Source organism: Micromonospora sp. WMMC273 (assembly GCF_027460285.1).
Classification (GTDB): domain Bacteria; phylum Actinomycetota; class Actinomycetes; order Mycobacteriales; family Micromonosporaceae; genus Micromonospora; species Micromonospora aurantiaca.
In genome coordinates this window covers 3,182,334-3,207,011 of the sequence record NZ_JAPZBE010000001.1, presented here as the reverse complement: position 1 = coordinate 3,207,011, position 24,678 = coordinate 3,182,334, and the positions used below count along the sequence as shown (strand labels likewise).

Here is a 24,678-nt window from a genome sequence, read left to right as displayed (position 1 = left end):
TCCTGCTGTCCGAATCGGGCACGGGCCGGCGACGGCAGTGGCAACCCGGGTGGTGGCGCGTCTAGCGCCGGCGCGACGATCCGCGCGAACCGCCCGCCCCGACACCGGAGCCGGGCGGTTCTCCGTGTCCGGGGCACCTGTCCAGGACGGACACGAACAAGGAGACGACGATGGGTTTCACCCCGCTGGCTGGTACCCGGGCACCGGTCCGGGTCTGGACCGACCCGTACGCGATCGAGGCGCAGGCGGCCCGGCAGCTGCGCAACATCGGCGCACTGCCGTGGGTGCAGGGCGTCGCGGTGATGCCGGACGTGCACTTCGGCAAGGGCGCCACTGTCGGCTCGGTGATCGCGATGCGGCAGGCCGTGTCGCCGGCCGCGGTCGGCGTGGACATCGGCTGCGGCATGTCCGCGGTGCGCACCTCGCTGACCGCCGCCGACCTGCCCGACGACCTCGCGCCGCTGCGGTCGGCGATCGAGGCGGCGATCCCGGTCGGCTTCGCGATGCGCGACGACGCTGTCGATCCGCGCCGGATCCGGGGCCTGGAGCAGGCGGGCTGGGACGACTTCTGGCGGCGGTTCGGCACGCTGGACCGGAAGGTGGCCCAGCTCCAGACGCGGGCGCAGCGTCAGCTCGGAACGCTCGGCGGCGGCAACCACTTCATCGAGGTCTGCCTGGAGCAGGGCGGCCCGGACGACGGCCGGGTCTGGCTGATGCTGCACTCCGGCTCCCGCAACATCGGCAAGGAACTGGCCGAGCGGCACATGGCGGTGGCTCGAGGGCTGCCGCACAACACCGACCTGCCGGACCGGGACCTCGCGGTGTTCCTCGCCGGCACGCCGGAGATGGAGGCGTACCGGCGGGACCTGTGGTGGGCGCAGGAGTACGCCCGCCGCAACCGGGCGGTCATGCTCGCGCTGCTGAGCCAGGTGGTCCGGGAGGCGTTCCCACACGTCGGCTACGACGAGCCGATCTCCTGCCACCACAACTACGTGGCGGAGGAGAGCTACGACGGGGTGGACGTGCTGGTGACCCGCAAGGGCGCGATCCGGGCCGGCAAGGGGGACCTGGGCATCATCCCCGGCTCGATGGGCACCGGCTCGTACATCGTGCGCGGCAAGGGGAACCTGGACGCGTACTGCTCGGCGTCGCACGGCGCCGGGCGGCGGATGTCGCGGGGGCAGGCGAAGCGGACGTACAGCACGGCGGACCTGGCCGCGCAGACCGCCGGGGTGGAGTGCCGCAAGGACGCCGGTGTGGTCGACGAGATCCCCGGCGCGTACAAGGACATCACCGAGGTGATGGCCCAGCAGGACGACCTGGTCGAGGTGGTCGCCCACCTCAAGCAGGTCGTCTGCGTGAAGGGCTGAGTGGCAGGGCCGGCGTCGAGGGGGCGCCGGCCCTATCGGGTACGCCGGGCGACGCGTACGCCGATGGCGACCGCGCCGATGACGAGCAGCGCGGACAGGAGCTGCAGGCCGGGGGAGTCGTCGGCCTCTCCGTACACGAAGCCGGCGACGCCGAGCGCGACGGCGAGCAGGGCGACGACGGCGGCCAGGTATCTCATCGCTCCTCCTCGTCGGCGACCCATTCGAGCAGGTCGCCGGGCTGGCAGTCGAGCACCCGGCACATGGCCTCCAGGGTGCTGAACCGGACGGCCTTGGCGCGGCCGTTCTTGAGCACGGCGACGTTGGCCGGGGTGAGCCCGACGCGTTCGGCGAACTCGCCGACACTCATCTTGCGCTTGGCCAGTTCGACGTCGATGCGCACGACGATCGGCATCAGATCACCGCTTCCATGTCGGTGCGCAGCGTGGTGGCCTGGCGCAGCAGCGCGCGCAGCACGACCATCAGCAGCCCCAGCACGCTGACGCCGGTGACCAGCAGGAACAGCAGCAGCGGCAGGCCCGGGTCGTCGGCGTTGAAGCCGACGTAGAGGAACACACCGACCAGCACCACCCAGGCGGCGGCGACCGCCCAGACGATCCCGTCGACCCAGCCCAGGGACGCCTCGGTGAAGATGCGGTCGCGTTTGACCAGGGTGAGCAGGTGCCAGGTGCAGACGATCACCACCTGCACGCACAGCACCCAGAAGATCGTCACCGCGGTGGCGGGCCACCGCAGGTACGCCATGTCCGGGTTCTCGCGCGCCATGTGCGCGAACTGCCCGGGCAGCGACATGGTCTGGAACAGCACCAGGATCGCGAACAGCAGGACCAGGAAGGCGCGGAGTGGTGTGACCGCGCGTTGCGCCGTAAGCATGCATCGACTATCGCGCGGAACCTATCGAAAGTCAATCGGTATCGCTCGCGTGGCGGCCGACGGCGTAGCGGACGTGCACGGCGTGGCGCGAATGGTGCACGGCGCGGATCTCCAGGTCGACGTCCCGGTCGAAGCCCTCGAACAGCCGCTTCCCGCGGCCGAGGATCACCGGCGCGGTGGACAGGCCCAGCTCGTCGACCACGCCGGCCGCGAGCGCCTGCCGGATCACGTCGGCGCCCCCGCCGATGACCACCGCGCCGTCACCGGCCGTGCGCCGGGCCGCCGCCAGCGCCGCGTCGAACCCGTCGACCATGAGGAAGCCGGCGTCCGGGTCGGGCTGGTCGGCGGTGCGGTGGGTGAGCACGACCAGGGGCGCCTCGAACGGGTTGCGGCCGCCCCACGCGCCGGCGGCGTCGTACATGCCTCGGCCGCACAGCGCGGCGCCGACGCCCGCCAGCAGCTCGTCGAAGTACGCGCGGTCCGCACCGGTCATGCCGGTGCCGGGTTCGCGTGGCGTGTCGTAGGTCCACGGCCCACCCATCACCCAGTGGTGCAGCCGCTCGCCGCCGACACCGAGCCCCTGGCCGGCGTGGTCGTCCGGACCGGTGACGTAGCCGTCCAGGGACACGGTGACGAACGCCCGTACCCGGCCCCGCGCTTCGCTTGTGCTCATGTTTCCTCCCGGAGATCGGAGAACACCGACTCAGGGCAGACCACCGGCCGGTGCCGGACTCATCGCCGCCGTCGGTCCGGCGTCAGCCGTACACCGGATGTTCGGCCTGGAACGCCAGCCGGCGGTCCGCGCCGGCGGCCAGCTCGGCGAGCACGTCGTCGAGGTCCAGGAACGTCTGCCAGCGTTCCTGGCCGGTGATGCCGGCGAGCCGGTCGACCACGAGTTGCTCCAGGTCGGTGACCCGGCGGCCCTTCCACACCTTGTCGGCGAGGCTGACCATCAGGTCCTCCAGCTGCACGCCGGGGGAGTGCCAGGCGGCGTGGGTGACGGCGAAACGGGCCCGCTCCTCCGGTACGCCGAAGCGCAGCAGCAACTGGTAGCCCGCCTCCTCGTGCGCCGACCCCGGACCGGTCAGCTCGCCGGGATGCTCGACCTTGCCCAGGTCGTGCACGGCGGCGCCGAACAGCACCGCCTGCCTGTCGAACGGCACCGCGGCGAAGCGGTCGGCGAACGCGGCGGTCAGGTGCCAGGCGACGTCGTGCACCAGCCGCAGGTGCGCGCCGAGGCGCGGCGGGGCGGCCAGCGCGGCCAGCAGCTCGACCGCCACGCCCGGGAGCGGGAGCAGCGGCGGGTCGCCCGCCTCGGTGAGGGCGCGGTGCAGCGCGTCGGAGGTCATCGGGGCGAGCGTACCGGGCCGCTCCGGGCTCACCGGCGGTGATGGACGAGCAGCCGAACGTGAAGCGGCCGCTCGTCCGATTCCGGTGCGTCGATCCACTCGGGAGGGTTGGGGCCACGTCTCTCACGGGGGTTGTCGAATGACCGCACTGAATCGTCGTGCCCTGCTGCGTACCGCCGCGCTGACCGGGCTCGCCGCCGCGACCGGGCTGGCAGCCGCGCCCTCCGCCGCGTCCGCCGCACCGGTGTCCGCCGCCGACGCGGTGAACGGGTCGTGGCTGGTCAGCGTCGGCTGGGGTGTGCTCCAGGTCGACCCGGGCCGGACCACGCCGCGGGAGCTGCTGCCCAACGGGGACCACGCGAAGGCTTCGCCGGACGGCCGGTACGTGGCCTGGGTCAACACGGCGCGCTCGGGCGACGGCACGCTCGAGCCGTTCGTGGCCGTGTACGACCGGGTCACCGGCCAGAAGCGCACTCTGCTCGCCGACCCGTTCGGTGTCCGCTACGGCGCGCCGACCTGGTCACCGGACGGCTCCGAGATCGCGCTCGTCACCGGGCAGGACGACGACCGGCTGATCGCTGTGGACGTGGTCACCGGCGCCACCCGCGTGCTGGTCGAGGGGCATTCCATGAGGGACCCGGACTGGTCCCGGGACGGCTCGATGATCGTCGTGAAGTGGCGTAGCCGTTCGCAGGGCTGGCAACTGCGGGTGCTGGAACTCGCGACCGGCACGGTGCGGCCCGTCTACACGCCGGTGGCGGGCGAGATGTTCATCTCGCCGGTCTTCATGCCCGACTCCGGGCGCGTCGTCTTCTGCACCAACCGCTGGCACCTGGACCGGGAGGTCTACAACCAGTCGCTGGCGTCGGTGCGCATCGGCGGCACCGGGCTGAAGAAGCTCACCGACGAGCCCCGGTTCTACCTGTCGCCGGTGTTCTCCCCGGACGGCCGCTACTGCGCCGCGCTGTCGATCCCGCCGGAGAACGAGTACCCGGACGGCGGCAACATCATCGTGTCCACCAGTGGCTTCGGCGAGCAGTGGTGGATCCCCGGCGACGAGTACGACGACAGCACCCGGCTGGACTGGGCGCGGGCGATCTGACGTACCGCCGCGCGCACATCCGGCGACGGATGTGCGCGCCGCCGGGCGCGACCGGTGCGAGGCTTGGAGCGGACGCCGCCGACGGGGCCGGCGTCCGCTGTGGAGGGGTGATGGCCGAGCCGCCGACCGGGACGTCGTCGCACCGCGCGCAGGCGCACGGCAGGCACGCCAACCACCGCCGCTACCACGACGGCGCCGAGGTCGACGGGTACGTCGACGACCCGTACCACCGGGTGCGCCGCGCGGTCGCGGCCCGGCTGATGGCCGAGGGGGTGACCGGCCGCGGGCCGGTGCTGGAACTGGGCTGCGGGCCGCGCGGCATGCTCGACCCGGCTGCGCTGCCCGGCCCGGTGGTGCTCGCCGACACGGCCGAGACGGCGCTGCGCACTGCTCGCGCGGCGGCCTGCGGACGGGCGCTGCCGGTCTGCCTGGACGCCACCCGTGGGCTGCCGTTCCGGGCGGGCAGCTTCGCCGGGCTGCTCGCCGGGGAGCTGATCGAGCACGTGTACGACCCGCTGGCGCTGCTGCGGGAGTGCCACCGGGTGCTGGCGCCCGGCGGCCTGCTGGTGCTCACCACCCCGAACCTGGCGCCGGTGCAGGACCGGCTGGCGTTTCTCGCCGGCCGGGCGCCGCGCCAGGTCGACCCGCTGCATCCGTACCTGTGGCTGCACATCCGCCCGTTCACCGCCTCGCTGCTGCGCCGGACGCTGCGCCGGGCCGGGTTCACGCCGGTGGCGCTGCGCTCGAACGAGGTCGGCTGGCGGCTGCCGGGCGGCCGGTGGGTGACCTCGCGCCGGCTGGCCCGCGCCGCGCCCGGCCTGGGCGGTTCGCTGATCTGCGCCGCCCGCCGGCAGGGCGGACCGCCACCGGCCCGAAACAGGGTGTGATGGCGACATTGACAGCGGGCTATCATGGAGGTTCCGTCGTCGACCGGGGGATGTCATGACGCGCCTGCTCGCCTGGGTCGTGACCAATCTCGACGCGTTCATCGGCCTCGTCCTGGCGCTCACGGTGTCCGTGCTCGGCCTCACCAACGCGGTCGACCAGGAGGTCGTCAACAGCGCGATCCTGCTGGTCCTGGGCCTGCTCGCGCAGGCGATGCTGCGCGACCGGCTGCGCCGGCGCACCACCGAGCGGGAGGTCCGTCAGGTCATCTCGGACACCCGTGACCGGCTGACCGACCTGGTCCCGCAGATGCAGGAGATCACTGGGCCGGAAGGCGCGCTGAACCGGGCCCGCGAGGCCATCGACAGTGTCTCGATGGTGCGCGTGCTGCACGGCAGCGAGGTCGGGCAGGCGCTGGCCGAGGCGCGGCGGCACACCGACCAGTGGAGCTTCAAGGGCGGCACCGGCACCTTCCTGCGCGCGGTCACGCTGCCGGACTGCCTGGAACACGCCCGGCGGCGCAACGCCACGCTCACCGTCGCGATCGAGATCATCGATCCGACCGACGAGGAGGTCTGCGAACGGTACGCGCGGTTCCGGCGCAGCCTCGACCCGGACGCGCCGGGCGAACCGTGGACCGTCGACCGCACCCGCAAGGAGTCGTACGCGACGGTGCTGGCCGCCTGCTGGCACCTGCAGCGGTCCGGCCTGCTCACCGTCGACGTCCGGCTCTCCGCGCAGATGACCACGTTCCGCTACGACCTCTCCTCGTCCTGCGTCGTCATCACCCAGGAGAACCCGCAGACGCCCGCGCTGCGCATCGACCGCGGCGAGGTCTACTACAACCGTTTCAACATCGAGCTGGACTACAGCCGCCGGCAGAGCCGGCGCGTGCCGATCGAGGCGGCGGCCCAGGTCAAGCTCGACGACGAGCCGTCGGTCGAGCAGGTACGGCGGTTGTTCACCGCCCTCGGCCTGACGCTGCCCCGGTCCTTCGGCGACCGTGAGGTCGCCGACATCATCGGCAAGGCCGTCCAGGCGAGGAACCCCTACTCATGACCAGTTACGCCGACCTCGAACGGGAGATCGACCGGGGCACCCGGCCGGAGATGCTGCGCGGCTGGGTGCTGGACGTGCTCGGCGACGTCGCCGAAGGGCGTCGGCCGCTGCGCGCGGTCCGGCATCCGCTCGGCTTCACCTGCCTGCCGGTGGAACGCGACGGCCCGGACGGCATCTGCGTGCACGCCTGGCCGGCCGACCCGCCGCCGGTTCGCCCGACCACGTCCACCATGCACTCGCACAGCTGGGACCTGCTCAGCCACGTGCTGCACGGCACCGTCCGCAACGAGCTGATCGAGGTCGACGACGCGCCGGCCGACCCGGCCTGGCGGATCTACGAGGTGCACAGCCTCGGCGAGGTGGACGAGATGGCCGCCACCGACCGGCTGGTGACCGCGATGACCGCGACGGTGGAGACGCACTCCGCAGGCGACTCGTACGCGCTGCGCGCCGGCGGTTTCCACACCTCGGAGGTCGACGCCGGTGAGCCGGCGGTGACTGTGGCGCTCGGCCGGACCACTCCCGGCGCGTGCGACCTGAGCCTCGGCGCGGTGGACGGGCGCAGCCACCGGGTTCGCCGGGACCGCTGCGACGCGGCGGAGACCGCGCGGATGGCGCGGCAGATCGCGCGACTTGTGGCACGGGGCTGACTGGCTGGAGGAGCCATGGACGTGGAGCCGAGCAGAGGCGGGCCCGACCTGCGCGACGCGCACCGGTTCGCGGTGGAGGCCGCGCAGGCGGCGGGCCGACTGCTGCGCCGGGGCACCCGGGGGGAGGTGCACGCCCGGGCCAAGAACGACACCGGTGACCTGGTGACCGACCTCGACCTGGCCGCCGAGCGGCTGATCGTCGACCGGATCCGGGCCCGCTGGCCGGAGCACGGCGTGATCGCCGAGGAGGGCGGCGAGTACGCCCCGGACACCGCCTGGGCGTGGCTCGTCGACCCGCTCGACGGCACGAACAACGTGGCGATCGGGCTGCCCGCGTACGTGGTCGGGATCGCCCTGTGCGACAACGGCTCGCCGGTGCTCGGCGTGGTGCACGACCCGGTCGCCGGCCGTACCTGGTCGGCGGTGCGCGGCCGGGGCGCGTTCGTGCACGCGTCCGGCCCGGCCGCGCGGCCGCTGCGCGCCGCGCAGCGTCCGGTCCCGTCCGCGCCCGTGCTGGCCTGGACCCAGGGGCACGAGGTACGCCGGGACGACAGCACCGCCCGGGCGCTGAAGGTGGTGCTGGACACCAGCGCACGCCGGGTGCTGCAACTGTGGGCGCCGCTGCTGTCCTGGGTGATGCTGGCCCGCGGCGACATCGACGGCATCGTCGGCTACCGCCCCGAGGCGGTCGATCTGCCCGCCGGGATGCTGCTCGCCGTCGAGGCCGGCATGGCGGTACGCGCGCTCGACGGCGGCACGTTCGACGACAGGTACGGCTGCCCGGCGGACCGGCGCAGCTTCGTGGCCGGGCCGCCGGAGACCATCGACCGGCTGGTCAAGCTGGTCACCGCGGCACAGTGGATCGAGCCGCAGGTGCGCCGCCTCACCCCGGTCGGCCTCGGTTCGGTGGGCTGGTGACCCGGGTCGGCTAGCCTCGGCCGGATGGCCGCCAGACAGCTCAAGCTCGGGCTCCGGGTCCGTGACCTGGACCGTTCCCACCGGCTCTACCTGCGACTCGGCTTCAAGGAGATCCCGAACGCGGATCAGCCGAACCTGCGCTACCTCACGTTCGGCCACACCTGGCTGATCCTGTCCGACCTGCACCGCCACGGGCACCACAACGCGGAGCGGGAACGCGAGGTCAAGGCCGGGCCGCCGGGGCTCGGTGTCGTGCTCACCGTGCCCACCGCCGACCTGGACGCCACGTACGCGCTGTGGCGCGACGAAGGGCTGCCGGTGACGCTGGAGCCGGAGGACGTGGGCTGGGCGCGGATCTTCTACGGGCTCGACCCGGACGGCTACGAGGTCATGTTCGAGCAGTTCCATCCCGTCACGCGTGCCGCCGACGCCTGAATTGCCGCAGCGCGTCAGCTGACCGGCCGCGACGGCGCCCGCTCGGCCAGGAAGTCGGCCCAGGTCCGCACGCCTCTCGCCGCACCGGGCCGGGCGAGGTTCGCGCCGTCCCGGTACGCGCGGCCGGCTCGCCCGGGGATGCGTACCGGCAGCCGGGCCCGGCGCTTCCCGGTGACGGTCAGGTAGCCGGTCAGCAGCTCGCCGATGCCGTGGGTGCCCGGCCCGGCCAGGTCCGGCACCAGCCCGGCCGGTGCGCCCAGCGTCAACTCGGCCAGCCGGGCCGCCACCTCGGCGGCGTCGACAGGCTGCAACCGCAGCCCGCCCGGCACCGGCACCACGGGCAGCCGGGCCATCGCCGTCAGCATGGTCAGCACCAGGTCGTGCACCTGCGCTGCGCGCAACACCGTCCACGGGACGCCGGAGTCCGTCACCGCGCGCTCGGCGTCGAGCTTGGACCGGATCCAGGCCAGCGGCACCCGGTCGGCGCCGGTCACCGAGATGTGCACCAGGTGCGCCACACCGGCCCGGTGCGCGGCGCGGGCCAGGTGTACGGTGGCGCGGTCGTCGCCCTTCGCGCCGCCGGCCAGGTGCAGCACCGTGGACACCCCGCGCAGGGCGGGGCCGAGGTCGGCGCCGCCGAGCAGGTCGGCGGTCACATGGGTGACGCCGTCGCCGGACCGCCCGCCGCGCCGGCTGAGCACCCGCACGGGGTGCCCGGAGGCGCGCAGCAGCGGTACGACGTGCCGGCCGATCGTGCCGGTGCCGCCGGTGACCAGGATCTGTTTGTTCATCGTGTCGCCTTCCGTCGCCTGCGCTGTCACGTCGACCCGCGCCGGCCCGCCGACGTGACGGATGTGACAGCCGTCACGTCTGGTCACATCGGTGACCCGGTGCGGGTCGAGACGGCGTGTGGGAGGGGAGGCTCAGGTGATGGACACCGGGCTGGCGGAACGGTTCGAGCGGGAGCGGCAGCGGTTGCGCGCGGTGGCGTACCGGCTGCTCGGGTCGCTCACCGACGCCGAGGACGCGGTGCAGGAGACCTGGCTGCGGTTGTCCCGTACCGACGCGGCCTCGGTGGACAACCTGGACGCCTGGCTCACCACTGTGGTCGCCCGGGTCAGCCTCAACACGCTGCGGTCCCGCGCCGCCCGCCGGGAGGACCCCCTCGACGTACGCCTGCCCGACCCGGTGGTGGAGACCGGCGCCGACGACCCGGCGCACGCCGCGGTGCTCGCCGACTCGGTGGGCCTGGCGCTGCTGGTGGTGCTGGACACGCTGACCCCGGCCGAGCGGCTCGCGTTCGTGCTGCACGACATGTTCGGCGTGCCGTTCGACGAGATCGGCCCGCTCGTCGACCGCTCACCGGCGGCGGCCCGGCAACTCGCCAGCCGGGCCCGCCGCCGGGTACGCGGACAGGCGCCCACCCCCGATCCCGACCTGACCCGGCAGCGGGCGGTGGTGGACGCCTTCCTCGCCGCCGCCCGCGACGGCGACCTCGACGCGCTGATCGCGGTGCTGCACCCGGATGTGGTGCTGCGCTCCGACGCCGGGACCGCCCGCGCCCGCCACACGGTCGTGCTCACCGGCGCGACGACCGTGGCGGCGCAGGCGACCACGTTCGGCCGGCTCTTCCCGCACGCCCGGCCGGTGCTCGTCAACGGCGCCGCCGGGGTGCTGGTGAGCGCCGGGGACCGCCCGCTGTCGGTGATGGCGTTCACCGTCACCGGCGGCCGGATCGCGGCGGTGGACGTGATCGCCGACCCGCACCGGCTGGCCGCGCTGGGCCTCGCCGGCTGAGCCGCGTCCTACCAGGGCAGCTCGCCGTGCTCGTCCTGCAACGTCCCGGTCGGGCCGTCCGCGTCCGGCGTCGCCAGCCGTACGATCACCCGGGCGCTGTCCCGCGGCGACCGGCCGCCGGCCATCGCGGCGGTCATGTCGGTGTCGGTGAAGCCGGGCTCGACCGCGTTGAACCGGATGCCCGGGTTCGCCTTGGCGTACTGGAGGGTCAGCATGGTGGCCGCCGCCTTGGACGAGGCGTAGAGCAGGGCCGGCATGCCGTACTCCGGGCGCTGCGGGTTGGTCGTCGCCCAGAAGGACCCGGCGCTGCTGGACACCGTGACCACTGTGGGGTTCGGCGACCGGCGCAGCAGGGGCAGCGCCGCCTCGGTGACCCGGACGACGCCCACCGCGTTGGTGTCGAAGACACGCAGGGCGGTCGGGCCGCTGACGGCCTCGTCGAGCACTCCCGCGTTGTGCACGAGCACGTCGAGCCGGCCCTCGGCCGCGTCGATCGCGGCCAGCGCGGCGGTGACCGAGGCGTCGTCGGTCACGTCGAGCTGCACGAAGCGCGCGCCGAGCGTCGCCGCGGCCGTCTCGCCCCGTTCGACGTCCCGGGCGCCGACGTACACGACGTGGCCCAGGTCGAGCAGCTGCCGGGCGGTCTCGAAACCGATGCCCCTGTTGGCGCCGGTGATCAGTGTGACGGTCATGTCTCTCCTCGCGGTACGTGGGCCGGACTGGCCGCGGGGAACGCTACGAACGGCCGTCCGCACCGGCCAGAGCCCTGTCGGACCGGGGTCCTGACAGGGCCCCCTCTGAGGGCGTCGCCGCGCCGTACGGTGGTCCGGTGAGCGAGACGACGAACGCGCTCGGCGCGTACCTGCGGGCGCGGCGGGAACTGGTGACCCCGCGGCAGGCGGGCATCCCGGACGGGGGAGTGCGGCGGGTGCCCGGGTTGCGGCGCGAGGAGGTCGCCATGCTGGCCGGCATCAGCGCCGACTACTACCTGCGGCTGGAGCGGGGCCGGGACCGCCGCCCGTCGGTGCAGGTGCTGGAGTCGATCGCCCGGGTGCTGCGCCTCGACGACGACCACCTCGCCCACCTGCTGACGCTCGTCGCGGAGCAGCCCCGGCGGCGCCGCCGGTCGCCGAGGGAGACACCGCCGCCGGGCGCGCTCAAGCTCCTGGACTCACTCGCCCAGCCCGCGTACATCGAGGGGCGGTACTTCGACATCCTGGCCTCGAACGCGCTCGCCCGCGCGCTGTCGCCCCGGCTCGCCGTCGGAGGCAACCAGCTCCGGGACATGTTCCTGGACCCGGCCGAGCAGGCCCGCTACCCGGACTGGCAGGACCTCACCGAATGCCTCGTCGCGAACCTGCGGCAGGCGGTCGGCACCGACGTGGACGACCCCCGGTTCATCGAGCTCACCGGGGAGCTGGCGCTCGCCAGCGCCCGGTTCCGCCAGCTCTGGGCCCGGCACGAGGTACGCGGACAGAGCGGCGGGCCGATCCGGATGCGGCACCCGCAGCTCGGGGAGCTGACCCTCAACCGGGAGCGGCTGGCCATCGGCGGCGCCGAGACGCTGATGCTCGTGGTCTTCCACCCGGAGGCCGGGTCCGGCGACGCCGAGAAGCTGGCGCTGCTGGCGTCCGCGACGCTCGACGCGCCGGACGCTCCAGCGGGCCGGGGCGTGAGGCGCCCGGATCAGCCGGCGACGACCAGGTTGGCCATGTCGACCACCGGCCGGAAACCGAGCCGGGCGTAGAGCCGGTTCGACACCGGGTTGGCCTGGTCGGTGAACAGGCACACCCGTGCGCCCTCGGCGGTGAGCAGCCGGCTGACCTCGGCGACGGCGTTTCCGGCCCAGCCGCGCCCGCGCTGCTCGGGTGGCGTGTAGACCGGGCCGACGCGGGCCACGCCGAACGACGTCGGGTTGGCGGCGGTCAGGTGTACCGGAGCACCCGACCCGTCGGTCCAGAACCAGACCCGCCCGTCCCGGATCCGGTGCAGCAGTTCGGCGTGGTCGGGCGCCTCGTGGGCGCTCGTCCCGCGCGGACGGCCCGCCTGCTCGTCGGCATCGGCCATGAACGCGCCGAACCACGCGGCGACCAGGTCGGCGTCGTCGACGGTGGCGCTCCGCAGCGCGCCGGGCACCGGTGCGGGCGGCGTCAGGTGGCCGAGCAGGTGCAGCCGGGTGTGCTGGGCCACAGCGACCCGCCCGCCCTCGAGGCGTGCGACCTCGTCGGCGCAGGCGCGCGCGGCGGGGAGCGCGCCGTTCACCGCGCGGACCCGCTCGCCGCGCCGGTGCCACGCCCGGGCCAGCGCCACGGCTGCTTCCCGTGGCATCGGCAGCAGGAACGGCGGTCGCGGTGGGGACGGCGCGGTACGCATCGCGGCGCCCACCACCGCCCCGGAGCCGTCCCGCACCACCAGCCACCAGTCGTCCTCGGGCAGCGCGACGCCCTCGGCGCGGCGGGCCGCCATCCGGCGCGTCACGCTGGCGACGACCGTGTTGATCACCGGGTCGGCGGCCAGGTACGCCTCGGCGGCGTCGAGGAACTCGCCCGGGTCGGTGCAGAAGTGCAGCGTGGGCGCGGCGGTCATGTGGGCACGGTAGCCACCGGCCGGGATCGGGCCGTACCGGTTTTCCCGCCCCGGCTCAGGGGGCGATGCGCAGCCGGCGGATGCGGGTGTCGTCGTACTCCTCGAACCGGAACCGCAGCCCGGCGAACGGGCTGCCGGGGAAGTCGCCGCTGATCGTGGCCGTCACCACGGTCCCGGCCGGCGTCTGCTCCACGTCGGTGATCTCGTACGACACCAGCGGCGTGCCGCTGCGCCAGGCGCGGATCTCGTCGATGCCGCGGTGGGTGCGTCCCTCGTCCTCGACCACCGCGTCGTCGGCGAACAGCGCGAGGTAGGGCTCCTTGTCGGCCTGGCCGGCGAGCGCGAAGTAGCGGCGGACGATCTCGGGTGCGTTGCTCATGGTCGCGATGCTAGGCACCGGGACCGACAAGAAGCGCCGTCACGGTGGCGGCGGTGGCGAGCACGGCGAGCGCGGCGCTGGTGGCCACGAACCGGCCCAGCGGTACGGCCACCCCGGCGGCCCGGCAGCGCTCGTACCAGATCAGTGTGGCCAGCGACGCCCACGGCGTGGCCAGCGGGCCCACGTTCGTGCCGATCAGCAGCGCCAGCAACTGGGTGTGCCGGTCGGCCGCGATCACCGCCTCGCCGGCCAGGTACGCGGGCAGGTTGTTCACCACGTTGCTGAACAGCGCGCCGACCGCGCCCGCCCGCAGCGCCCCCTCCGCGCCCGGGTCGGTGCCGATGAGCGTGCCCATCACCGTGTCCAGGCCGTGCCGGCCGATGGTCTGCACCACCAGGAACAGCCCGGTCACGAAGACCAGCAGCCGCCACGGCACCAGCGCGAGCCGCAGCCGGTGCCGGGCCCGCACCGCGAAGCCGGCGACCAGGATCGCGGCGGCCACCCCCGAGGCGATGCCGATCTCCACCCCGGCGAGGATCCCGGCGACGAACAGCAGGCAGGCGGCGAGCGCGGTGCGGTAGAGCACCCGGTCCGGCGGCACGTACGACGGCGGCGGGACGAACGGGTCGGCCCCGGCGCGCGCCGGACGCCAGTACCACCACCAGAGCAGCAGCGCGGTCACCGCCACGGCCACCAGCTGCGGCCACCACATCCGGGCCGCCCACGGCACCGGGTCCAGGTCGACCCGGTCGCTGGCCAGGATGTTCGTCAGGTTGGACACCGGCAGCAGCAGGCTCGCCGTGTTCGCCAGCCACACGGTGGTCATCGCCAGCGGCGTCGGCGGCACGTTCAGCGCCCGGGCCAGCGCGATCATCACCGGCGTGAGCAGCACCGCCGTGGTGTCCAGGTTGAGCGCGATGGTGGTCACCGAGGCGAAGCCGACGCAGAGCCAGAACAGGGCCCGGAAACTGCCCCGCGCGGTCACCGCCACCCGGGTCGCGAGCGCGTCGAACACCCCGGCCACGGCGGTCAGCTCGGCCAGCACCACGACCGTGCCGAGGAAGATCAGGATCGGGATGATCCGGCGCATCGTGCCCTCGGCGTCGGCGCGGGGCAGCAGCCCGGTGAGCACGAACACCACGCCGAGCACTGCGAGCCCGATCGCGATCCAGTCCAGCACGTGCAGGCGGCCCCAGCGGGAGCGGTCGGGCACGGCGTTCGGCGGATCGCCGGGGGTCTCCACGAGGGATGATCCTCCCACACGCCGGTGCGGAGGCAGGAGCCCGACGCGGTCGCGAACCGGGCTGCCGAGGGTGTCGATCTGTTGACCGTCGGTGGCCATAATGACCATGTGGTTGTAGGCGCGCACCCCACCCGGTCCGACCGACCCATCGATTTCTTCATCAGCTACTCACCGGCCGACGAACGCTGGGCCACGTGGCTGGCGTGGGAGTTCGAGGCGGCCGGCTATCGCACGCTGCTGCAGGCGTGGGACTTCGTCGCCGGCACCAACTTCATCGACTTCATGGACCGCGGCGTCCGCGAGGCCGAGGTGGTCGTGGCGGTGCTGTCCGAACGCTACCTGCACTCCACGTACGGCAAGCTGGAGTGGCAGGCCGCGCTGCGCGCCGACCCGGACGGCACCGGCAACAAGCTCGTCACGGTACGAGTCGAGGACTGCCCGATCGACGGCCTCCTCGCCACCATCACCTATGTGGACCTGGTCGGCGTGGACGACCCGGTGCAGGCCCGCAACCGGGTGCTCGACCGGATCCGGGAGGCGCTCGACGGCCGCGCCAAGCCGATGCGGCAGCCGGCGTTCCCGCACCACCCGGCCGACCCGCACGGGGTGCTCGCCGCGCCGGCCGCCGGCGCGCCCGCGCCCCGCCGCGCCCGGCGTACCCCGATCAACCCGCCGCCGTTCCCGCCCGCCGCGGTGGCGCCACCGACCACCCGGGACACCGTCACCGTGCTCCAGGTCGCCGGGCCGCGCTTCGGCCGGGGCGTGATCACCCCCGGCGCGCCGGTCACCCCGGGTGAGGTGCAGGAACACCTGATGGGCGACCTCACGCTGCTGATGAACGACGGCGTGCCCCGGCCGGACCTGCTCGTCGTCGCCGGCAACCTCACCGAGTCGGGCAGCCCGCGCGAGTTCTCCGACGCGCTGAGCTTCCTCACCGGCCTGCGGGTGCTGCTCGGGCTGGAACCGCACCGCCTCGTCGTGGTGCCCGGCCCGCGCGACGTGACGATGGCCGCGTGCCGCGCGTACTTCGCCACCTGTGAGGCCGACGACGTCGACCCGCAGCCGCCGTACTGGCCGAAGTGGCGGCACTACGCGCGCCTGTTCGACGACCTCTACCAGGGGCTCGACGACCGGATCTTCGACAGCGAGCAGCCCTGGACACTGTTCCCGGTACCCGACCTGCGGGTGGTGGTGGCCGGGCTGAACTCCACCATCGCCATCACCCACCGCGAGGAGGACCGGTACGGCTTCCTCGGCGAGGCGCAGTCCAGCTGGTTCGCCCAGCGGCTGCGCCACTACCAGCAGTCCGGCTGGCTGCGGCTGGGCGCGATGGCGCACGCGCCGGGGGCGCGCAGCCCGTACGCCGACGAGGTGCCCCCGGACCCGGTGTCGCTGCGCGACCGCGGCTCGGTCAACCGGCTGGTCGGCCCGATGCTCAACCTGCTGCTCTCCGACGCCGCGCCGTCGGCCCGGGTCGACCCGGTGGTGCCGCTGGCCGCCGCGCCCCGCGACGGCCGGGCGCAGGTGCTGCGGCTCGGCGGCGACGGGATGACCCGCTGGGTGCTCGGCCGCGACGACCGGCTCGACGGCGGCACTGTCACCGCCGTGTCCTGGCCGCACGCGGAGGCCACCTTCGGCGCGTCCGGCCCGGCGCAGGTGCCCGACCCGCGCCGCCCGGCCGCCGTCGAGGGGGCCACCCAGGGCGCGGCGGTGGCCGCCGCGCCGGTCGCCCCGGTGCAGCGGCTGCTGGACCGGCTAGCCGAGGTCTGCGAGGCCCGCTACGACCGGGTGGTGGTACGCCGCGTCGGCACCGACCCGCCGCACCTGTACATCAGCTACCGCTCCGACGGGGTGGTCCGCCAGCAGCGCGTCGGCGCGCACGTGGGCACCCCCACCGCCGCCGACGTGGACGTCTTCGCCCGGCGGGTGCACGCCACCGACCCGGACATCGCCTCCGAGCTGGTCTACGACGGCGACCGGGTGCCGCGCGGGCTGGCCGAGGAGGCGCAGCGCCGGGGCGTACGCGTGCTGCACCTGACCGAGTTCCAGGGCCTGCTCGACCTGCGCGAGTACGTCGCCGCGCAGACCGCCCGGCTCCAGGCCGACCGGCTCTACCCGCCCGGGCAGTACGTGCCGCAGCGCTACCGCCACCTCGTCGGCGCCGACCAGCGCGTCCGCGACGACGTGGTGGACGAGCTGCTGGAGACCGTGTCCGCGCCGGACGGCCGGTTCGTGCTGGTGCTCGGTGACTTCGGCCGGGGCAAGACGTTCGCGTTGCGGGAGGTGGCCCGGCGGCTGCCCACCGCCGCGCCGGACCTGATCCCGATCCTGGTCGAGCTGCGGGCGCTGGACAAGGCGCACTCCGTGGACGGCCTGGTCGCCGCGCACCTGGCCAACCACGGCGAGCAGGTCATCGACCTCAAGGCGTTCCGCTACATGCTGCGCCAGGGCCGCATCGTGCTGTTGTTCGACGGCTTCGACGAGCTGGTGGCCCGGGTGACCTACGACCGGGCGGCCGACCACCTGGAGACGCTGCTCCAAGCCGCCGAGGGCAACGCGAAGATCGTGGTGAGCAGCCGGACCCAGCACTTCAAGACCAACTCGCAGGTGCTGACCGCGCTCGGCGAGCGGGTCGGCCTGCTGCCGCACCGCCGCGTACTCGCCGTGGAGGACTTCACCCCCGGGCAGATCGAGGCGTTCCTGCGCAACCGGTACGGCGGCGACGAGCGGGCCGCCCGCGAGCGGATGGACCTGCTCGCCGGCGTGAAGGACCTGCTCGGGCTCTCCCGCAACCCCCGCATGCTCGGCTTCATCGCCAACCTGGACGAGGGGCGGCTCGCCGCCGTGGCCGGGGCGGGCGGCACGTTCAGCGCCGCCGCGCTGTACCGGGAGATCCTGGAGTCCTGGCTGGACTTCGAGGAGCGCCGCACCCAGGGCATCCCGGGCGCGCCGGTGAGCCTGCGCCGGCCCGAGCTGTGGCAGGCGGTGAGCCGGCTGGCGTTCCAGCTGTGGGAGAGCGGCGAGGCGTACCTGCGCCTGGCCGAGCTGGCCGAGTCCACCGGCCGGCTCGCCGGCCGGGCCGACTCGCGGCTGTCCGGCCCGCAGGCGGCGCACGCGGTCGGCGCGGGCAGCCTGCTCGTCCGTACCGACGACGGGCTGTTCGGGTTCATCCACACCTCGGTGATGGAGTGGCTCGTCGCCGAGGGGGTGGCCGAGCAGATCAACAGGGGCGAGGAGCCGGGCGCGCTGGCGGTACGGTCGCTGTCCGCGCTCGCGGTGGAGTTCCTCGGCGACCTCGCCGACCCGGCCCGCTGCACCGCGTGGACCGCGCGGGTGCTCGGTGACGAGTCGGCAGGGGAGACGCTGCGCGCCAACGCGCTGCGGCTGTCCGCTCGGCTGCGCCTGCCGGACCGGGCCGACCTGCGCGGCGCGGTGCTGCGCGGCGAGGACCTGTCGCACCGCGAACTCGCCGGCGCCGACCTGACCGGCGCCGACCTGACCGACGCGCGGCTGATCGCCACCAACCTGACCGAGGCGCGGCTGGAGCACGCCCGGCTGCGCGGCGCCCGGCTGGACCAGGCCCGCCTCGCCGGGGCGGACCTGCGCGACGCGGAGATGGCCGGTGCCCGGCTGTTCCGGACCGACCTGCGGGGCGCGCGCGTGGCCGGCAGCAGCTGGCACCGCACCGCGCTGATCGACGTCAGCGCCGACCCGGCGCTGCTGCGCGCCCCGGAACTGCGCGGCGCCGTCGTCGCACCGGGCCGGCCGGTCGCGCCGGGCCTCGCCCCGCCCGCCGTGGGCGTCGGGTACGGCTTCGAGGTGGGCCGGCTGCCGGTGCCGGTGGCGTACAGCCCGGACGGCGCGGTGCTCGCCGTCGGCAGCGACGACGGCGGTGTGCTGCTCTGCGACACCGCCACCGGGCTGCCGGTACGCACGCTCCAGGGACATCGGTCCCGGGTGTACGCGGTCCGCTACGACGCCGCGTCCCACCAGCTCGTCACCGGCTCGGCCGACCTCACCGTACGGCTGTGGGACGCCGACCACGGCGACGTGCGGCACGTCATCGAGGACGTGTTCACCGGCTGGGTGTGGCCGCTGCTCACCGACGGCCGCCGCGGCCGCCTGGTGGTCGGCGACGCCGCGGGCGTGGTGCGGCTCTACGACACCCGCGGCGCCCGGCTGCGCCACGAGTGGCCCGGCCACTCCGCGCCGATCTGGGGCACCTCGTTCAGCCCGGACGGACGGCGTGTGGTGGTGGCCGACAGCGCCGGCACGGTCCGTGGGTGGGACATCCCGACCGGCAAGCTGGCGTTCGAGGTGCAGGAGCCCGAGGTGGTCTACCGGGTCGTGCACTCACCGGACGGCCGGCTGCTGGCCGCCGTCGGGCAGCACGGCCGCATCTGGATCCGCCGGGCCACCGACGGTGAGCTGCTGCGCGCGCCGCGCGGCCACGAGGCCGACGTGTACGCCCTCGACATCCACCCCGACGGCACGCTGATGGCGACCGGCGACACGCACGGCGCGCTGCGGCTGTGGGAGACCGAGACGGGCCGGCCGGTGCGGGTGCTCGGCCGGCAGCGCGGCGCGATCTACAGCGTCCGGTTCAACGGCGACGGCAGCCTGCTCGCCACCGCCGCCAGCGACGGCGCGATCCAGCTCTGGGACACCGACGACGGGCAGGTGCGGCACGAGCTGACCCGGCACCGCGGCTCGGTGTGGCCGGTGGTCTGGCGGCCGGACCAGAACCAGGTGGCGACCAGCAGCAACGACGGCACCACCCGGCTGTGGGACGTCCGCAGCGGGCAGCTCCAGCACACGCTGCGCGGGCACGGCCGCAAGGTCACCGCGCTGTCCTTCCGCGACGACGGCGAGGTGCTGGCCGCCTGCGGCAACGACGGCGTCATCCGCCTCTGGGAGCCGCGTACCGGCCGCCTGCTGCGGCAGCTCGCCAGCCCGGCCGACCGGCTGCTGTCGGTGGTGTTCTGCCCCGACGAGCCGCTGGTGGCCACGCCCAGCGGCGACGGCGGCGTGCATCTGTGGAACACCGACACGGGCGCCGACGAGCGGGAACTCAACGTGGACACCGACCACGTGTGGGCGGTCGCGTTCAGCCCCGACGGCGACGCCCTCGCCACCGCGAACGACGACGACACGGTGCGCCTCTGGTACCGCCGTACCGGCCGCCACTTCGCCACGCTCACCCCGCACCGGGGGCGCGTGCGCACCGTCGCGTTCAGCCCCGACGGCGAGACCATCGCCACCGGCTGCGACGACCAGACGGTACGGCTCTGGGACGCCGCCACCGCCACCTGCCGGCTCACCCTCGAACACCACACCGACCGGGTCTACTCGGTCGGCTTCAACAGCGAGGGCACGCTGCTCGCCAGCGCCGGCAACGACGGCACGGCGGTGGTCTGGGACGCGGTCACCGGCGAGCGGCGCCTCGTGCTCACCGAACACGACGGGCGGCTCTGGTCCTGCGCGTTCAGCCCGGACGGCAACCTGCTCGCCACCGCCGGCGACGACCTGGTGATCCGGCTGTGGGATCCGGTCACCGGCCGGCTGCACGGCACCCTTGCGGCACACACCCGGCGCGTCTGGTCGGTGCACTTCAGCCCGGACAGCAGCCTGCTCGCCAGCGCCGGTGACGACGGCACGGTACGGCTGTGGGACGTGGCCGACCCGGAGCACGCCCAGTTGCGGACCACGCTCATCGGCCTGCCCGACGGGTGGGCGGCGGTCAGCCCGGACGGCCGGTACAAGCTGGACGGCGACCCGGGCGGCCAGTTCTGGCACGTCATCGGCACGTGCCGCTTCGAGGTGGGCGAACTGGACCCCTACCTGACCCAGGTCCGCCGCCTGTCGGTGGACGCCCCCTTCTGATCCCCGCCGTCTCCGACACGAACCCCTTGGTCAACCCCGGGCAGGCGGGGGAGGCGGGGCAGCCGGTCCGGTCCAGCGGACCTCGCCGTCCTGCCACACGTCGGTGGGAGCCAGGCCGCAGGCCGTGGCCACCGCCGCCGACGCGCGGTGGTCGGGATGGACGTGGGCCACGAGGGTACGCACACCGCGCCGGCCCAGCCAGCCGGCCATCCCACGGGCGGCCTCGGTGGCGATCCCGCGGCCCTGCCACTGTGTTCCCACCACCCATGCGATCTCCGCGACCGGTCCCGCGGTGGCCGGTGTCGCCTCGTCGAGGTGCCGGTGCCCGACTGCCCGCGCGCCCGCCGTGGCGGCGTCCGTCACCGGCTCGTGTGGCCCGGTGACCGTGGCCTGGACGAAGCCGGCCAGCCGGCCGTCGTCCCGGAGCCGGATCACCCAGTTGCACCACGACTCGGCCGGGTCGGGGGAGCCGGCGACCAGCCGTTCGTAGCGGGCCCGCAGCGCCGCGGGGGAAGCGGGCTCGCCGCCGATGAACGTGTGCAGCGCCGGGTCGGCGAGGGCGGCGGCCATCTCCCGGGCGTGCTCGACGGCCAGGGGCAGCAGGTCCAGCCGTGCGGTGGAGATCGGCTCCGGCGTGAACCCGCTCGTCGACGGCAGCGCGCCGGTCGGTTCATCCATGATGGCGCTTCCCAGGGGATCGATGACCTGGTCTCGCGGGAGCGAAACGGACCTCACGGTATCCCAGCCCGCAACGCCATTCGTGCCCCCGGCGAGGCGGTCAGCCCTCGCGATCTTGCAGTTTGTGCCCGGGCGAATGGGACATTCGCGTCACCGCTCGGGCCGAAAGTGCAAGATCGCGGGGGAGGGGTGGCGGGGCGGGACGCCGGTCAGCGGCGCCATTTCTGGTTGGCGGCGCCGGTGCAGTCCCAGATCTGCAGCCGGGTGCCGTCGGCCGAGCTGGGACCGGTGGCGTCCAGGCACTTGTTCGCCTGGGGGTTCACGATGTCCCCGGCCGCGCTGAACACCCACTTCTGCGCGCCGGTGCCGTTGCAGTCGTAGAGCTGCACCTTGGCGCCGCTCGCCGTCGATCCGGCGGCCACGTCGAGGCACTTGCCGAGCGCGCGTACCGAGCCGTCGGCGTTCCAGGTCCAGCGCTGGGCGGCGGTGCCGTTGCAGGTCCACAGCTGCACCGCTGTGCCGTTCGCGGTGCCGGCGCTCGCCACGTCGACGCACTTGTTCCCGTACCCGGCGATCTGCCCGCCGGTGCCCCCGCCACCGTTGTCCCACGCCTGCACCCGGACGTAGTCGATGGTCATGGTCTGCGGGAACGTGGTGCTGCCGTCCGGCGATCCGGGCCAGTTACCGCCGACCGCCACGTTCATGATCATGAAGAACGGGTGGTCGAAGACCCAGCGGTTGCCGCCGATGTCGGCGGGCGTCTTGCGCGAGTACGCCACGCCGTCGAGGTACCAGGTGATCGAGTCCGGCGCCCAGTCCACCGCGAACGTGTGGAAGGCGTCGGCGAGCGCCTGGCCGCCTGGTAGCGAGGTGGACGCGCCGACGCCGCTGCCGCCGGAGTAGCCGGGACCGTGCAGCGTGCCCCAGACGGTCGACGGCGCGTAGCCGACGTTCTCCATGATGTCGATCTCGCCGCTGCCGGGCCACGGGTTCGTGCCGATGTCGTTGCCGAGCATCCAGAACGCCGGCCACAGCCCCTGACCACGCGGGACCTTGATGCGCGCCTCGAACCGCCCGTACGCCTGGGCGAACGTGCCGTTTGTGAGCAGCCGGGCCGAGGTGTACTGGCAGCTTCCGTACCAGCACGAGTAGCCGGACGGGTTCTCCTTGCGGGCGGTGATGACCAGGTTGCCGTTGCCGTCGAGCGCGGCGTTGCGGGTGCTGTTGGTGTAGTACTGCAGCTCGTTGTTGCCCCAGCCGCCGCCACCGATGTCGTAGCGCCACTTGCTCGCGTCGGGGGCGGCGCCGGCTGGGCCGTTGAAGTCGTCGGACCAGGTGACCGCGCCGGGGGCGGCGGCGGCCGGGGTGCTGGGGACGGCGGCGAGGGCGGCGGTGAGACCGACCGCTGTCACCGTCAGGGCGGCGAGGGTACGGATGGTGCGCACGGGGCGCCTCCTGCGGGGGCGGTGGCCGTTCCCCGTCACGGCGGCCGGCCCCGCCCAACGGTTAACAAACCATACAGATAGACTTCGATGAAGGTATGAACGAAGTCGGTCGATGTCAAGAGAGCGTTTCCCGCTGTCGCTCCGATGTGGGCTCCGGGTCGCGTTGCCGCACCACAGTGGGCCGGCGCATGTCCCGCCACGGGCCGCCCAGCAGCGGCGTCAGCACCACCAGCAGATAGCAGGCGCCCATCACGACGAGCGTGGACGTGGGGCCGAACCGGTCCGCGGCGAATCCCGCGCCGACCGCGCCGGCCGGCATCGCCGCCCACGCGCCCGCGCCGATCACCCCGTACACCCGGGCCCGCATGGCGGGCGGCACGCGCTCCAGTTCGACGGCGCCCATCAGCGGATTGAGCGAGCCGGCGGCCAGCCCGGCCACCGCGACCACGGCTACCACCACCGGCAGCGGCGGCGCGGCGGCGAGCGCCCACAGTGGGGGTGCGCCGCACAGTACGTACGCGGTGACGAACGTGGCCCGGCGGGGCAGCCGGTGCCCGATCGCGCTGAACACCAGCGAGCCCACCAGCGCCCCGCCGCCCATGACACCCACCAGCAGGCCGAACGCGGCCGGTCCGCCGAGTTCCCGGTCGGCGACCACCGGCAGCAGCACCTGGCTCTTGGCCGCGTCGAACAGGTTGGTCACCAGCACCAGCAGGACCATCGCGCGCAGCAGCGGCTCGCGGACCAGGAAGCGCAGCCCGGCGGCGAACTGCCGCCAGTAGCCGCCGGTCTCCGGCTCGCTCTCCTCGCCGGACGGGCTCAGGCCGCGCGGCACCAGCAGCGCCACCACGAGCGCCGACACGGCGAACGTCACCGCGTCCACCGCCAGCACCGGCAGCGCGCCGAACACGCCGACCAGCAGGCCGGCCACCGGCGCGCCGATCATCCGGGCGCCGCGCGAGGTCGCCTCCGCCCAGCCGACCGCCCGCTCGATGGGCACCCCGGCCGCCGCCGCGGCCTCCGGCAGCAACGCCGTGCGCGCGGTCTGCCCCGGCGTGTCGAGCAGGCCGCTGGCGAAGACCAGGGCAAGCAGCGCCGGGAACGGCAGGCCGACGGTGGCGTGCAACAGGGGTACGGCGGCGATCGTCACGCCGGAGATCACGTCGGCGAGCACGCTGGAGCGCCGGTAGCCGATCCGGTCGACGAGGACGCCGCCGAACGCGCCGCCGAGCACCACCGGCGCGGTGGCGAACGCCCCGGCGAGCCCGGTGGCGGCGGGTGAGCCGGTCTCGGCCAGCACGTAGAGCGGCAGTGCGATGAGCGTGAGCACGTTGCCGGTCAGCGAGACGGCGTGCCCGATCAGCAGTCCGGCCAGGGGCCGGCGGTCGCGGGTCACTGCGGCCCCCGGTACGCCTGCCAGATGAGCGTGACCATCTCGGCGCCGGGCCGGCCGGGCGCGCCGCGCTCCTGCCAGCGCCGGCCCAGTGCGGACAACTCGTCGCGCAGTTCGACCAGTTCCTCCGGCGTCAGGCGCAGCACGATGTCGCTGCTGGTGGTGCCGCGTACCCAGGCCGGGTCGAGGCTCGCCTCGGAGTCCAGGTACGCCTGGTAGCGGGCCACGTAGCGCTGCATGGCGGCCTGGCGCAGCATGTTGCCGGCGAGCCGGCGCTCCGGGTCGTCGAGCAGTTCGAGGGGATCCCAGTCGGTGGTGGCGTGCGCGGCTCGCCACCACCGCTCGCGCCGGTCCCGGGCCAGCTCGGGCGCCTCGGCCACGAAGCCGTGCTCGGCCAGCTTGCCGACGTGGTAGCTGACCGACCCGATCGCCTCCCCGGTCCGCTCGCTCAGCATGCCGACCGTCTGCGGGCCGCGCAGGCGCAGCTCGCCGAGCAGCCGCAGCCGGGTGGGGTGGGCCAGCGCCCGCATGGCTCGCGGGTCGCTCACGCGCCGGTTGCCGGTTCCGTCAGTCATGACGCCAGGCTAGACCTACAAGACACGATGTACAAGGAGT

The 24,678-nt window shown here is 74.1% G+C and carries 24 protein-coding genes; 10 read left to right on the top strand and 14 right to left on the bottom strand.

Translation table 11 applies throughout. From position 1 onward, the window contains the following. Positions 1 to 170 precede the first annotated feature (170 nt). The gene (locus O7611_RS15030; protein ID WP_269697082.1) at positions 171 to 1,370 is read left to right on the top strand and encodes an RtcB family protein; all 1,200 of its coding nucleotides are present in this window, start codon (positions 171 to 173) and stop codon (positions 1,368 to 1,370) included. Positions 1,371 to 1,402: 32 nt separating this feature from the next. Here the strand turns inward: O7611_RS15030 and O7611_RS15025 are convergent, their stop codons facing one another. The 5 genes from O7611_RS15025 to O7611_RS15005 all read right to left on the bottom strand — a co-directional run bounded on the left by O7611_RS15025 (position 1,403) and on the right by O7611_RS15005 (position 3,610). Then, on the bottom strand, positions 1,403 to 1,567 hold the full coding sequence (locus O7611_RS15025; protein WP_269697081.1) for a hypothetical protein: 165 nt from the start codon (positions 1,565 to 1,567) through the stop codon (positions 1,403 to 1,405). Beyond that, positions 1,564 to 1,782: a helix-turn-helix domain-containing protein gene (locus O7611_RS15020; RefSeq protein WP_013476639.1), complete on the bottom strand. Its 219-nt coding sequence runs from the start codon at positions 1,780 to 1,782 to the stop codon at positions 1,564 to 1,566. Before O7611_RS15020 ends, O7611_RS15025 begins: the two co-directional genes overlap by 4 nt. After that, a complete protein-coding gene (locus tag O7611_RS15015) occupies positions 1,782 to 2,261 on the bottom strand; it encodes a DUF2975 domain-containing protein (protein ID WP_135240344.1) in 480 nt (159 codons plus the stop codon). The genes O7611_RS15020 and O7611_RS15015 overlap by 1 nt, the downstream gene beginning before the upstream one ends. A 31-nt stretch (positions 2,262 to 2,292) precedes the next feature. After that, entirely contained in the window at positions 2,293 to 2,934 is a 642-nt protein-coding gene (locus tag O7611_RS15010) for a dihydrofolate reductase family protein (protein WP_194799335.1), read from the bottom strand. A gap of 82 nt (positions 2,935 to 3,016) precedes the next feature. Continuing rightward, positions 3,017 to 3,610: an HD domain-containing protein gene (locus O7611_RS15005; protein WP_135240342.1), complete on the bottom strand. Its 594-nt coding sequence runs from the start codon at positions 3,608 to 3,610 to the stop codon at positions 3,017 to 3,019. A 139-nt stretch (positions 3,611 to 3,749) separates the two neighbouring features. Here O7611_RS15005 and O7611_RS15000 point away from each other — a divergent pair, with 139 nt between their 5' ends. The 6 genes from O7611_RS15000 to O7611_RS14975 all read left to right on the top strand — a co-directional run bounded on the left by O7611_RS15000 (position 3,750) and on the right by O7611_RS14975 (position 8,659). Then, a complete protein-coding gene (locus O7611_RS15000) occupies positions 3,750 to 4,712 on the top strand; it encodes a TolB family protein (RefSeq protein ID WP_269697080.1) in 963 nt (320 codons plus the stop codon). Between the two features lie 110 nt (positions 4,713 to 4,822). Further along, complete coding sequence (locus O7611_RS14995) at positions 4,823 to 5,599, top strand: methyltransferase domain-containing protein (protein ID WP_269697079.1); 777 nt, start codon at positions 4,823 to 4,825, stop codon at positions 5,597 to 5,599. Between the two features lie 55 nt (positions 5,600 to 5,654). Further along, complete coding sequence (locus O7611_RS14990; RefSeq protein ID WP_091418084.1) at positions 5,655 to 6,656, top strand: hypothetical protein; 1,002 nt, start codon at positions 5,655 to 5,657, stop codon at positions 6,654 to 6,656. Next, a complete protein-coding gene (locus tag O7611_RS14985) occupies positions 6,653 to 7,306 on the top strand; it encodes a hypothetical protein (RefSeq protein WP_194799338.1) in 654 nt (217 codons plus the stop codon). Before O7611_RS14990 ends, O7611_RS14985 begins: the two co-directional genes overlap by 4 nt. A gap of 15 nt (positions 7,307 to 7,321) precedes the next feature. After that, positions 7,322 to 8,224 carry an inositol monophosphatase family protein gene (locus O7611_RS14980; RefSeq protein ID WP_013286528.1) on the top strand — a complete coding sequence of 301 codons (903 nt, stop codon included), beginning with the start codon at positions 7,322 to 7,324 and terminating at the stop codon, positions 8,222 to 8,224. Between the two features lie 24 nt (positions 8,225 to 8,248). Further along, the gene (locus O7611_RS14975) at positions 8,249 to 8,659 is read left to right on the top strand and encodes a VOC family protein (protein ID WP_194799339.1); all 411 of its coding nucleotides are present in this window, start codon (positions 8,249 to 8,251) and stop codon (positions 8,657 to 8,659) included. A 14-nt stretch (positions 8,660 to 8,673) separates the two neighbouring features. Here O7611_RS14975 and O7611_RS14970 read toward each other — a convergent pair whose 3' ends face one another. Continuing rightward, positions 8,674 to 9,450 carry an SDR family oxidoreductase gene (locus O7611_RS14970; protein ID WP_194799340.1) on the bottom strand — a complete coding sequence of 259 codons (777 nt, stop codon included), beginning with the start codon at positions 9,448 to 9,450 and terminating at the stop codon, positions 8,674 to 8,676. A 139-nt stretch (positions 9,451 to 9,589) separates the two neighbouring features. Between O7611_RS14970 and sigJ the strand changes: the two genes are divergently transcribed. Next, positions 9,590 to 10,456, top strand: a complete 867-nt coding sequence (gene sigJ, locus O7611_RS14965; protein WP_269697078.1) for an RNA polymerase sigma factor SigJ — start codon at positions 9,590 to 9,592, stop codon at positions 10,454 to 10,456. Between the two features lie 8 nt (positions 10,457 to 10,464). Here the strand turns inward: sigJ and O7611_RS14960 are convergent, their stop codons facing one another. Next, positions 10,465 to 11,148 (bottom strand): SDR family NAD(P)-dependent oxidoreductase, encoded by a 684-nt coding sequence (locus tag O7611_RS14960; protein ID WP_194799342.1) that lies wholly within the window; start codon positions 11,146 to 11,148, stop codon positions 10,465 to 10,467. 137 nt (positions 11,149 to 11,285) lie between these two features. Here O7611_RS14960 and O7611_RS14955 point away from each other — a divergent pair, with 137 nt between their 5' ends. Continuing rightward, positions 11,286 to 12,203, top strand: coding sequence for a helix-turn-helix domain-containing protein (locus O7611_RS14955; protein ID WP_269697077.1), 918 nt, complete (start codon positions 11,286 to 11,288; stop codon positions 12,201 to 12,203). Here the strand turns inward: O7611_RS14955 and O7611_RS14950 are convergent. Genes O7611_RS14950 through O7611_RS14940 form a run of 3 tightly spaced genes read right to left on the bottom strand, consistent with a single transcriptional unit; the run spans position 12,143 to position 14,664 of the window. Next, the gene (locus tag O7611_RS14950) at positions 12,143 to 13,042 is read right to left on the bottom strand and encodes a GNAT family N-acetyltransferase (protein ID WP_194799344.1); all 900 of its coding nucleotides are present in this window, start codon (positions 13,040 to 13,042) and stop codon (positions 12,143 to 12,145) included. The genes O7611_RS14955 and O7611_RS14950 overlap by 61 nt on opposite strands. 55 nt (positions 13,043 to 13,097) lie before the next feature. Next, complete coding sequence (locus tag O7611_RS14945) at positions 13,098 to 13,421, bottom strand: nuclear transport factor 2 family protein (protein WP_194799345.1); 324 nt, start codon at positions 13,419 to 13,421, stop codon at positions 13,098 to 13,100. A 10-nt stretch (positions 13,422 to 13,431) separates the two neighbouring features. Next, positions 13,432 to 14,664, bottom strand: coding sequence for an SLC13 family permease (locus tag O7611_RS14940; protein ID WP_269697076.1), 1,233 nt, complete (start codon positions 14,662 to 14,664; stop codon positions 13,432 to 13,434). Between the two features lie 108 nt (positions 14,665 to 14,772). Between O7611_RS14940 and O7611_RS14935 the strand changes: the two genes are divergently transcribed. After that, a complete protein-coding gene (locus O7611_RS14935; RefSeq protein ID WP_194799347.1) occupies positions 14,773 to 20,547 on the top strand; it encodes a TIR domain-containing protein in 5,775 nt (1,924 codons plus the stop codon). A gap of 30 nt (positions 20,548 to 20,577) precedes the next feature. Here the strand turns inward: O7611_RS14935 and O7611_RS14930 are convergent, their stop codons facing one another. From O7611_RS14930 to O7611_RS14915, 4 genes are all read right to left on the bottom strand, one after another. Next, positions 20,578 to 21,225, bottom strand: a complete 648-nt coding sequence (locus O7611_RS14930; RefSeq protein ID WP_194799348.1) for a GNAT family N-acetyltransferase — start codon at positions 21,223 to 21,225, stop codon at positions 20,578 to 20,580. A 209-nt stretch (positions 21,226 to 21,434) separates the two neighbouring features. Next, the gene (locus O7611_RS14925; RefSeq protein WP_194799349.1) at positions 21,435 to 22,670 is read right to left on the bottom strand and encodes a ricin-type beta-trefoil lectin domain protein; all 1,236 of its coding nucleotides are present in this window, start codon (positions 22,668 to 22,670) and stop codon (positions 21,435 to 21,437) included. Between the two features lie 115 nt (positions 22,671 to 22,785). Further along, a complete protein-coding gene (locus O7611_RS14920; RefSeq protein WP_194799350.1) occupies positions 22,786 to 24,066 on the bottom strand; it encodes an MFS transporter in 1,281 nt (426 codons plus the stop codon). Then, on the bottom strand, positions 24,063 to 24,638 hold the full coding sequence (locus O7611_RS14915) for a helix-turn-helix domain-containing protein (protein WP_269697075.1): 576 nt from the start codon (positions 24,636 to 24,638) through the stop codon (positions 24,063 to 24,065). Before O7611_RS14915 ends, O7611_RS14920 begins: the two co-directional genes overlap by 4 nt. Between the last annotated feature and the right edge of the window lie 40 nt (positions 24,639 to 24,678).

Excerpts from the sequence above, each read along its gene's own strand:
- O7611_RS15015 (WP_135240344.1), bottom strand. The coding sequence starts at position 2,261 with ATGCTTACGGCGCAACGCGCGGTCACACCACTCCGCGCCTTCCTGGTC.
- O7611_RS14970 (WP_194799340.1), bottom strand. The coding sequence starts at position 9,450 with ATGAACAAACAGATCCTGGTCACCGGCGGCACCGGCACGATCGGCCGG.
- O7611_RS14950 (WP_194799344.1), bottom strand. The coding sequence starts at position 13,042 with ATGACCGCCGCGCCCACGCTGCACTTCTGCACCGACCCGGGCGAGTTC.
- O7611_RS15025 (WP_269697081.1), bottom strand. The coding sequence starts at position 1,567 with ATGAGATACCTGGCCGCCGTCGTCGCCCTGCTCGCCGTCGCGCTCGGC.
- O7611_RS15005 (WP_135240342.1), bottom strand. The coding sequence starts at position 3,610 with ATGACCTCCGACGCGCTGCACCGCGCCCTCACCGAGGCGGGCGACCCG.
- sigJ (WP_269697078.1), top strand. The coding sequence starts at position 9,590 with ATGGACACCGGGCTGGCGGAACGGTTCGAGCGGGAGCGGCAGCGGTTG.
- O7611_RS14915 (WP_269697075.1), bottom strand. The coding sequence starts at position 24,638 with ATGACTGACGGAACCGGCAACCGGCGCGTGAGCGACCCGCGAGCCATG.
- O7611_RS14945 (WP_194799345.1), bottom strand. The coding sequence starts at position 13,421 with ATGAGCAACGCACCCGAGATCGTCCGCCGCTACTTCGCGCTCGCCGGC.
- O7611_RS15010 (WP_194799335.1), bottom strand. The coding sequence starts at position 2,934 with ATGAGCACAAGCGAAGCGCGGGGCCGGGTACGGGCGTTCGTCACCGTG.
- O7611_RS14980 (WP_013286528.1), top strand. The coding sequence starts at position 7,322 with ATGGACGTGGAGCCGAGCAGAGGCGGGCCCGACCTGCGCGACGCGCAC.
- O7611_RS14930 (WP_194799348.1), bottom strand. The coding sequence starts at position 21,225 with ATGGATGAACCGACCGGCGCGCTGCCGTCGACGAGCGGGTTCACGCCG.
- O7611_RS14995 (WP_269697079.1), top strand. The coding sequence starts at position 4,823 with ATGGCCGAGCCGCCGACCGGGACGTCGTCGCACCGCGCGCAGGCGCAC.
- O7611_RS15020 (WP_013476639.1), bottom strand. The coding sequence starts at position 1,782 with ATGCCGATCGTCGTGCGCATCGACGTCGAACTGGCCAAGCGCAAGATG.
- O7611_RS14960 (WP_194799342.1), bottom strand. The coding sequence starts at position 11,148 with ATGACCGTCACACTGATCACCGGCGCCAACAGGGGCATCGGTTTCGAG.
- O7611_RS14985 (WP_194799338.1), top strand. The coding sequence starts at position 6,653 with ATGACCAGTTACGCCGACCTCGAACGGGAGATCGACCGGGGCACCCGG.
- O7611_RS14990 (WP_091418084.1), top strand. The coding sequence starts at position 5,655 with ATGACGCGCCTGCTCGCCTGGGTCGTGACCAATCTCGACGCGTTCATC.
- O7611_RS15030 (WP_269697082.1), top strand. The coding sequence starts at position 171 with ATGGGTTTCACCCCGCTGGCTGGTACCCGGGCACCGGTCCGGGTCTGG.
- O7611_RS15000 (WP_269697080.1), top strand. The coding sequence starts at position 3,750 with ATGACCGCACTGAATCGTCGTGCCCTGCTGCGTACCGCCGCGCTGACC.
- O7611_RS14975 (WP_194799339.1), top strand. The coding sequence starts at position 8,249 with ATGGCCGCCAGACAGCTCAAGCTCGGGCTCCGGGTCCGTGACCTGGAC.